Consider the following 9,864-nt stretch of genomic DNA (forward strand, 5'->3'; position numbering starts at 1 on the left):
TTATACCCAAGTGATTCAGCAACCAACGCTTGAAAAGCAAGTCCGTAACCTAACGAAGGGTGAAACGGCATATACAGATTATACCGACGCGGAAGCTGGTGATGAGTTAGAATTCAAGTTCACAGTAGCCAATAGTAAGGTTAACGGCATCGGTAACACTTGGCAGGATGTCTCAATTAAAGACGCCTTACCGGAAGGGCTGCTTGCGGAGGATGGTAGCCAGACGATTAAGATACCGGTCGGGGATGTCGGGGTAGATGGTACCGTGACGAAGACGGTTAAGGTCCGCGTTGATAAAAATGAGGATACGACGCTAATCAACACTGCCGAAGCGACGGGATCGAATTATTATGTAAGCCCGGTGACTTTGCCGTCAAATGATGTCAGGGTGAATGTTAAGAAGACCGAATTCACAAAGCCGGTTAAATTAACGATGACCGATCAGATAGTTGATGAGACTTATCCAGACAGTCATAATGCGACGCAGACTGAGGTTGATGATGTTGCCGGTGGAGACAAAATTGATTATACGATTACCGTTGCCAATACCGCGGCACAATCAAAGTTTACGGGCGGTAAATTAACGTTCGATGTGCCCAAGGATGCGACAATTAATTCACTGGTGGTGAATGATATGCCAATTCCGGCGGGATGGTATGAGAACAAAGCAACGGCGAATGGTCAGCAAATTGGCATTACTGATATTGATCTGATAAGTGGTGACACACTGGACATTAAAGTGAACTTAACGTTACCGAAGAAAGTGACGTTTGATCGTTATACGACCACTCCAAAAATCGTCGGCAATGATACTGACCAGAGCGCGTATACTGCGACCGGGGATCCATTGACGATGGTCGTGGCGGATGAGACGATTTCGTTTACGCCACAGGATATTAACTTTGGTGCTCATCCAACGTTGCAAGCGGGGATGGTGCTTGACCGAACGGCTGAGACAACGGCACCAAATGCGGTTGTAAAGATTTCTGATGAACGGCGAACGAAAACGCCGGTGTCGATAACGGTGAAAGCGGTCGAACCTTTCCGCGAAATTGATAATAGCACCGCCCATTTACCAGCGCATCTCTTGTTCTATCACGGTAGTGCAGCAGATGCGGTAACCCAAGGAGTTGAGATTGCAAAGACGACAGATGGTCAAAGCCTGACAGACGTGGTTTGGCAACAAAATGAAGGTTTGCGCTTGCATGTTGATGGCAGCACAAATCAACCTGGAGAGTATCGAACACAGCTAGAATGGCAAGTGAATATGGGCTACTAGCTTCTGGTAACCGTGGTCAATGTTGGCCACGGTTTTTCTGTGTGTGGCTATGATACACTGGAAGCAAAGGAAAAGGTGACGGGATGAATAAGAAAGTAATTGTTGGGGGCGTTGCAGCAGCTGTTGTCGTGGCTGGTGGGGTTGGCTATGCTGTATTGCACACGCCAAAGGCCCAATTTGGGACGCATTTATTGGCGATGGTCAAAGCAGACGATAATCGTTATCAATATACAGCATCGATGCCAGGCAACAGTCAGTACCGGATTAACGGATTGGCCAAGCTAGACGCTAAGGATCGTCAAAAAGTGATGTTATCAACAACGGTCGCTGATGACGATACCAAATTAACATATGACATCAAGAAGAATGGCAAGACAACCTATGTGTCAGCAGGATTCCTGAATGATATGTTCCAATCGGCTGATGTTAAGGATGTGCCTGATTTTTCAACGGTCCTACAAAATGTGTGGATGAAAGCGGACGATAAGGGGTATGCCAAGGTGGAATCAGAACAGGTTCAGACTGACGCTAAGCAAATTGCTAAGTGGTTTACCGACTTAGATGGTCAAAAATTCAGTAAAGTTGGTGCGGGTTATCAAGTTAAGCTCAATCGGGCAGACTTGAAGCGTTTGGTAACAGTTGTTGGTCAAACGGAAACTGCTAAACAGTTAAAGGCCGATGGTTGGGACAAACTCCGTGATGAAATCAGTGATATGAAGAAGCCGGAAGTCATTGTGACTGTCGCGAAGGATGCCCATAAGTTATCTTTGCGTGCCACATCGGATCAAGCAAGTTATGTCCGAGCCACAGTTGTTGGTACGCGACAAGCAGGTCAAACGGTGACGATGCCAGCCGCCAAGAACGTTAAAACAGAGAAACAGTTAGAAAAAATGTTAACGGCAATGGTATTGCAATACGCTTTCAATGCCATGTCAGATAGTTGGGGCGACTAGTCCTTGAAAAGCACTTTGTGATCGATTGTATGCGGCGCACAAAGTGTTTTTTTATATCCTGTAAATCGGACGTTTTTTGAAATGTTTTTATGTCGCAATAATGATGATGTAGAATAACAAGGGTATGTCTCTTGCTGGAAATAGAATAGGAGCAAAAATGATCATTGATAAAGCGGTAGCCGTTGTACAGGACTTGCTAGCGGAAGGCCATCAAAATTTTAAAATGTCGTTTCGAATTGGCAGTTATGGCCCTAAAATTGGTGTTGATACCATTGTTTTACGCTCAGGTGAGTGTGAGTCGTTTCGATGGTTTGTGGGGTTATCATTAACCCTCACTGAAGGACCGGTACGCATGTTAACGGGAATCTATACAACATCGTCCCATGGTCAAGAGGAGTTTAATCCATATTGGACCGCGGTTGCGAATACAGCCATTCAACGATTTATTAAAAATGAAATTGGCGATTTTTGGACGGCGTATTTTGAACATGTGGTTCAAGTTGGACATCTGATTGCAGAGGAACACAGTGTGGAATATTTGGCGAATGAACTTGAGTTGTATCACGACGATATTCATCAACACGAATTGCACTCTAAGGTGCCAGAACGGTTCCGAACTTGGCCCATGGCAGTAAAAGCCACGGCTAACAATGTTAACGATAACGAAGATGATGCGCAAACGATTGTTGTTTTTGGTCGAACTTTCGCATCGTTTCTACGTGAACATGGCGAACAAATCGTGTGGTCTGGCGATCCTTTACGGAGCGAGGTTTATAATTATTTTGCTAAAGAGAAGCAGGAGTCTTAGATATGTGTCAAATCGGGTGTAATACGAAAAATGAATTAAATTGTCAGATAGCGTGTCCGTGATGTTTAACATCGTGGTCACGCTATTTTTTTATCCGGAAAGCAAGATTATTCCCAATAATGAGCTGAACAGGCATACTTTTGCGATTTTTACTTACTTTTTGTCGAAAACTATGCTGAATTACTCAATTTTAAGACGAAATCCTGAATTAGCGGGTTACTTTGCTAAAATCATCACGTATCACGAGTAGGTTATAACAAGTAAGAGGAGTTTTAATATGGGTGATCAAGTTAAAGTTCACAAAAAGTTGTATAAGTCCGGCAAGATGTGGGTTGCGGCAGCTTTGGTAGCAGGTGGTGCCTTGTTGGCTGTCCCACAGAGCGCTGATGCATCGGTTGGACCGATGATTTTTCCGAACACACATTGGACCGTCGGTAATACTAGTGTGTCATTGCAGCAGGACGGTAAGTATGATACTTTCCAATATGCGGGTAGTCGGATGTATTTGTCGATCTACAATCAAAAGACATACAAGACCACAGGAAGTAAATATATTAATGTGACCTTTAGCAACGTAGCATCACGAACGGATGCAAATGGCCACAAAGTGTACGTTCAACGTGGTTATGTAACGGTAGCTGGCAAGAAGGTAGCTGTGTATCGCGGTGTTACAAAGGGATATAACGGCAAGTTAGTCGTTATCAATGGTCAAATGACTACCACGAAGCCAAATGTTAAGACGCTTAGTGCATTGGCATACAAGCAAGGTGCATACTACGATGCGACAGATCGCAGTGGTGAATGGCATTTGAACGAAAGCACGCTGACAGTCAAAGCCAGTGCTAAGAATGCGACGATTTACAATTCATACAATGGTGGTGTTGCAAGTAAACTAACTGGTTTTGCTGGTAAAACTTATAGGTCATATTCTTATGTATACGGGAAGTCGCCAGCTGTTTATGCGAATGCAGTTGGAAAGTACTACACGCCAGTTGCTAAAGGAAAATGGCAATTAGAATCATATTATGGTTTGACATACAAAACGGGGAATGTTTATAAGTACGCATTGGTACCAAGTTCCAAGTTGGTATTGAATACTTCCAAAACAGTTGCAAAAGAATCGTTTAATGCAACAATGTCGTATATGCAGTCACAAGCGGCTGACTATGCGAAGGCAGCTACTTCAATGGTGTCGTATGTTTCGAGCGCTGTAAAGAACGGTGAGCATCCTGCAAGTTATGGTGCTTGGGCAGATAGCTATGCGTCATATGCGAATAGTTTGACTGGTAAAAACACAGACTATACCTATGCGGTTTCAATGGCTAAAAAAAATGGACAAAATATTTCAAGTTATACGAAAGCAATTAGCGCTTCGAAGACGCAGACAACCAATGCTGTCAGCAAGGTAAAGTCATTATTAGCCAACGCGAAAAAGTACCCGGTAACGATTCGATACATGTATGCAAATGGCAAGTCGGCTGGTACAGATGTGAAGAAGTCACTGTACTATGCAGATCGGCTTAACTTCACGATACCAGCGAAGGCAGGATACTTTACTGTTGTTAAGTATAATAACCAGTTAGATTTGAGTACGCAGAAGAATACTGTTTACTTCAACTATACCAAGGGCGCTTCGACGATGGATATTAGCTATTTGCCAACGACGAATGGTCTGTATAAGAAGGTAGACGTTAAGTTGCCAACTAGTAACGGGGTTTACTCTCGAGGTGGTATAGGACAGACAAATAATACAATTACTACAGTTGCAAGTGCTGGTTCACAAGGGTACTTGTGGTATGGTGCAACGAAGTCAGATGCTTATCGAGCTGAAATTGAAGCTGAAACGGACTTCGCGTCAGTTATGTCTGATGCGGCAACAAATTCGTACATGTCATACACGGCAAGTCAACGATCACAGTTTAAGTCATTGGCTTCATCGGCTTCTAACCAAGCAATTAAGACGCAATCAGCGTACAATAGCTATTCATCATCAAGTCAGGCTGCTTGGAACTCGCAATATGGTGTGTCATCTAGCCACAGCAGTGTAGCAAGTTCATCAGTAGCGTCGAGTGCTAGTGTGAAGCCATCAAGTAGTTCGTCTGCGGTATCTTCAAGTTCAGTGACGTCTTCAAGTGTATCTTCAAGCTCAGTGGCGTCATCAAGTGCATCCGACAGTTCAGCTGTTACTAGCCAATGGTTGAATGATTTGAATGCCTTGCGTGCGAAGGAACGTACGCCATTGACGGCTGATATGGTGGCAAATAAGAATGGCGTTGGCAGCGATGAAGGTAAGTCACTTGCTGCATTAACGCAGGATGCTGAGTTAACAAAGTGGGCGCAAACGCGTGCTGAAGAATTGGCTGCGCAGGGGTCAATTTCACACACGACCATGAAGAATGGTGCGCCAACTTGGGTGGTGAATGGCGATCAGGTTGATGGTGACTTATTCGCATCACCAGATTATGTAATGGGAAGTTACATTAATGGACCTGAAGCACTGGCTAGTTGGTCAGGTAGCACGCAAAACCCAATTAGCATGTGGGCAAGTGAGTTACAGGATGGGTCACAAGGCTATGGCCACTACTTAACTGAAGTGTCGCCATTGGCAAACAAGGTTGGTTTTGGCTATGCCAAGACAGCTAACGGCACGACAATCGCCGTTATGGAAATTGGTTACCATAAATAGTAGTAAAAGGGCTGGTGTCTGGTATCTTGGACGCTGGCCCTTTTGGTTTGAAATTCGTTTACAATTAATAAGAACAAGAAATAGAGAGACGAGTAGGAATTATGAGTGAGCAGAAAGCGAAATTACGTAAAAAGTTGTATAAGTCCGGTAAACATTGGGTGGTTGCGGGGATTGCCTTTTTTGGCATGACAGCTGGATTAACTACCGTTGCTTCGGCCGATGGTGATGTCGTGCCAGCTGTTACGACTGAGCAAGTTGAAGCAGAAGCGGTCACGTCAATTAGTCAAACACCAGTTGCTTCGGTGGCAACGATCAGCCAAGATGAGTATACGAATGTGATGGCTAGTAGTGAAGGCGACAGTGTGGCCACGTCGGCTAGTGTCGTGAGTGAATCCGTATCGGTGGCCAGCAGTTCGGCCCTGACTATCACATCTGAATCAAGTAACTTGGTTGGCGCGAGTAGCGTGGCGAGTGCATCTACGTCTACATCGGCGTCTATCGTCAGTTCAAGTGTTGTAGCAGATGCCAGTTCATCAGTCACATCATCCGTAAGCGTTAAGTCAAGTGTTGCTAGTGACGTGCAAGTGCCATCTGACGCCGTGAAAGTGACAGATGAAGTTAAACCAGATGGTACGAAAAATAAGGCGTATGCATTGGCTGAAGCAGCTGCTAGTACTTCAGCTGTTGCACAACAGCCTGCATCAGATCAAGTTATTGTGGCACAACCAGCCCCAGCCAATCAGAGTGGATTGAATGGTGTTGACAACGGTGTTCATTACACTGATGGCAAACCGTCCGCTGGGTTATTTCAAAATGTGCTGTACGGTCAAGATGGTAAGCCAGTGACTGGTTTTGATAGTAAAACTAACAAGACTTATGTCAAAGGCGTGCCAGCAAACACGACGGTAAACGGTGTCTTGTATCAAAACGGGCTGGCATTTTCAGGTGTGAATAAAACGAACAAGAAAATGTACGTCGCCGGTAAGCTGGCCAATACAAGTGTGCAAGGCGTACGCTACCAAAACGGTATTGTGTTGAATGGCGTTGATAAGCAGAGCAAGAAAACCTATGTGGCTGGTAAATTGGCGAATGCAACAGTGAATGGGGTGCTCTATAAAAACGGCGTTGCGTTTACAGGGCAAAATCCCACCAATAAGAAGACTTATGTAGCGGGTAAGTTAGCTAACACGACAGTTAAAGGCACACTATATAAAAACGGCATCGTGTTCAGTGGGATGAAGGCCGGTAAAATGTATGATCATGGGAAATTGGCGAACCGCACACTGGCAGGTCGCCTCTATAAAAATGGTCAAGCGTTTAATGGCTGGCAAGCCGACCGCTACTACACGGGTGGCAAGAAATTTAATGGGCAAATGGGCGGTAAGATTTACCGAAATGGTCAAAAATTCTCGGGTTCATACAAGGGCGTGTTGTATAAGAACGGCGGTGTGAAGACGGGGTATGTTGGTGCGACATACTACGCGAAGGGCCGAAAAGCCAACGGTAAGATGACGGTTGGTCAGACAACGTATCTGTTCCATAACTGGACTAAGCAAAAGGGTGTCCAAAAGGTCAATGGCACGTACTACATGTTTAATTTAAACAGTGGGGCGATGGTCAAGAACAAGTACGTTAAGTCACAATGGGGCAACTACTACTTCTTTGGGGCTGACGGAAAAATCGGCACTGACGTTGTTAAAATGAATGGTACCTACTACTATTTCGATCACAAAACGTATTTGATGCACAAGAACACGTATGATAAGTCGCGTTGGGGCACATGGTACATGTTTGGTGGGGATGGTAAGGTCTTTAGTGGTTACAAGTACTGGTATGGTCAGTTGTACTACTTCAAGCCGGGGACGTACGAGAAAGCAACGAACCAGTACGTTTATGAAAATGGTAACCGTTACTGGGCCGACAAAAATGGTGTCGTGACATCAGGTAATGCCCAAATTGAAACGGCGATTGCGACTGGTTCAACCATTATTGGTAAGTCACCCTATAACTGGGGTGGTGGTCGTACGCCGCAATCGATTGCGCTACGTCAATTTGATTGCTCATCATTTGTGCACTGGGCATATGCAAGTGCAGGTGTTGAGCTAGGAGATTATCGCACAGCCGTTACGTACTCAGAAGTGAATTTAGGCCGGGGAATTAATTGGAACAACATTAAGCGTGGGGATATCTTCTTCATGGATAACGTTGACCACGTTGGTATCTACCTCGGTGGCGGGTATTTCTTGCACGATTCTCCCAATTCACCCACGGGTGGTGTTGGCGTATCTAATCTAGATGATGTTGTCGATCGTTGGAACTTAGTGTACAAGGATTCTTGGCGAAATATTTCAGATAATATCGTGCGTCGCGTGGTTGGATAAATGAACAACTGTTCTTTTAATCGGGAGTAAGTCATGAAAAAATTAAAATTATCACTTTTAATGTTAGTAGCAGTGATTAGTGCGACTGCCTTTGCCGTTAATTCAGAGGCTGTCCACGCTGATACTGTCAAAGCCATTCAAAAGCAACACAAATCAGGTTATCTTAATGCGGATGGTCAATGGCTGTGGTTCGAAAATGGTCAACGTTATACAGGTTTCCGTCATAACATGGGAACGTACTACTGGTTCATTAATGGCGTCCGTCAAGATTCAGGTTGGCGCCATGCTTGGGGTATGACGTATTATACAGACGCTGAGGGGCGTGCTGTGCAAGGCGTCCAACAAATTAATGGCAAGGTGTATGACTTCGGTAACGATGGCACGTTCTTTTCGCGCGGTATTGTTAAGGACGCGTATGTTAATGTTCCTGGTGTTGGTTGGCGCTGGGTAAATAATGGTCAGATGTTCAGTGGCTTCCGTCATTATATGGGCACGTACTACTGGTTTGAAAATGGTGTACGCGCGGACAATGGTTGGCACTTTGCGTGGGGCTTCGCTTACTATACCGGTAAGGATGGTCGGGCATTGCAAGGTGAACAAACAATTGACGGTCAAACCCTAAATTTTGGTGATGATAACACCTTCTATCTCCGTTACTTTGATGGTGGTAGTGCAAATCCAGGGGATGATCCGCGGCGGTTCATGCAGCCTGTAACGGATCTGCAATTTGATTATGATGAAAACGGTCATCCAATACCAGGGACGGCTTATTGGGATAACTAGTTAACCAATTTTTATCAATTAGGCTCAAGCTAAATTTGAATAGCAAACAAAACGGCATCCAATTTTGCGGCGATGCCGTTTTGTCGTATATAAGGGATATTTCACCACGGAAATGAAAAATAGGACTATACTGTTTTGTTGTATTTTTAGTTAGCCACAAGAGAGAGGTAATGAGTTATGAAAAAGCAATCGTGGTTGGTTGCAGCAAGTGTTTTAGCTGGGTTAATCGCTGTGGTGCCGGTTACGTCAGCTGATGATAGTGCAACGATCAGCGAACAGGTGACAGCAAGTAGCCAGCCAGCATCGACAAGCGATCGTGTACAGACTACTTCAACGAGTCAGAGTAGTTCGTCTGAGCAATTGACCGCAAAGCAAGATACGTCGGTTAGTTCGGTAAGTGCGACTGCAACTGTATCGTCTAAGCCGGCTGCAACGACGCCAACAAAAGTCGCACCGGTCAAAAATGATGTGGTCGTGGCGGGTGTGTATTATTTGAACGATAAGCCAGCAGCTGGTACTTATCGAGGGTAATGATGGTAAGCCATTTAATGGGACTCAGAATAATCTGATGTATGTTGCAGGGAGACTTGCAAATAAGCGGTTAGTGAATGGCAAGTATTATGTTGGTGGAAAATTGTCTCAAGGCGTTTATGCAGACAAGCAATACGACGGACACGGAGCCTTGGTGGACGGTAGGTACTTAAACGGTTATTACTATGCAAACGGGGTTAAGTTGACTGGTAAGAGCCGTGATGGCAATTATTTCAAAAATGGTGTTTCGTTTTCTGGTGATATGAACGGTCGCCATTACGAAATGGGCACGCTGTTCACGGGTAGTTTGAAAGGCGTTGCCTACAAAGATGGGTTGAAGTTGACTGGTACTCGTGGCGGAATTTATTACAAAGCAGGTAAGCCTTTCTCCGGGGTGATGAGTAATGTGCTGTATCACAACGGTCGTCGCTACACGGGTTACC

The 9,864-nt window shown here is 44.8% G+C and carries 8 protein-coding genes; all 8 read left to right on the top strand.

What is annotated here, in order from left to right; genetic code table 11:
• The coding region (locus WEIDD23_RS00470; protein ID WP_197458743.1) for a hypothetical protein at positions 1-1,279 on the top strand (1,279 nt) is incomplete at its 5' end.
• A gap of 83 nt (positions 1,280-1,362) precedes the next feature.
• Complete coding sequence (locus tag WEIDD23_RS00475) at positions 1,363-2,232, top strand: hypothetical protein (RefSeq protein ID WP_062358628.1); 870 nt, start codon at positions 1,363-1,365, stop codon at positions 2,230-2,232.
• Positions 2,233-2,389: 157 nt separating this feature from the next.
• On the top strand, positions 2,390-3,040 hold the full coding sequence (locus WEIDD23_RS00480) for a hypothetical protein (RefSeq protein ID WP_062358631.1): 651 nt from the start codon (positions 2,390-2,392) through the stop codon (positions 3,038-3,040).
• Between the two features lie 277 nt (positions 3,041-3,317).
• A complete protein-coding gene (locus WEIDD23_RS00485) occupies positions 3,318-5,726 on the top strand; it encodes a CAP domain-containing protein (RefSeq protein ID WP_062358633.1) in 2,409 nt (802 codons plus the stop codon).
• A 101-nt stretch (positions 5,727-5,827) separates the two neighbouring features.
• Positions 5,828-8,107 carry an NlpC/P60 family protein gene (locus WEIDD23_RS00490; protein WP_062358635.1) on the top strand — a complete coding sequence of 760 codons (2,280 nt, stop codon included), beginning with the start codon at positions 5,828-5,830 and terminating at the stop codon, positions 8,105-8,107.
• A gap of 33 nt (positions 8,108-8,140) precedes the next feature.
• Positions 8,141-8,890, top strand: coding sequence for a PspC-like choline-binding domain-containing protein (locus WEIDD23_RS00495; RefSeq protein ID WP_062358637.1), 750 nt, complete (start codon positions 8,141-8,143; stop codon positions 8,888-8,890).
• A 177-nt stretch (positions 8,891-9,067) separates the two neighbouring features.
• Positions 9,068-9,421 (top strand): hypothetical protein, encoded by a 354-nt coding sequence (locus WEIDD23_RS00500; RefSeq protein ID WP_062358639.1) that lies wholly within the window; start codon positions 9,068-9,070, stop codon positions 9,419-9,421.
• Positions 9,422-9,458: 37 nt separating this feature from the next.
• Positions 9,459-9,864: hypothetical protein (locus WEIDD23_RS13285; protein ID WP_197458744.1), on the top strand; the 406-nt coding region annotated here is incomplete at its 3' end.

This window comes from Weissella sp. DD23 (assembly GCF_001579105.1).
GTDB classification, from domain to species: domain Bacteria; phylum Bacillota; class Bacilli; order Lactobacillales; family Lactobacillaceae; genus Weissella; species Weissella cibaria.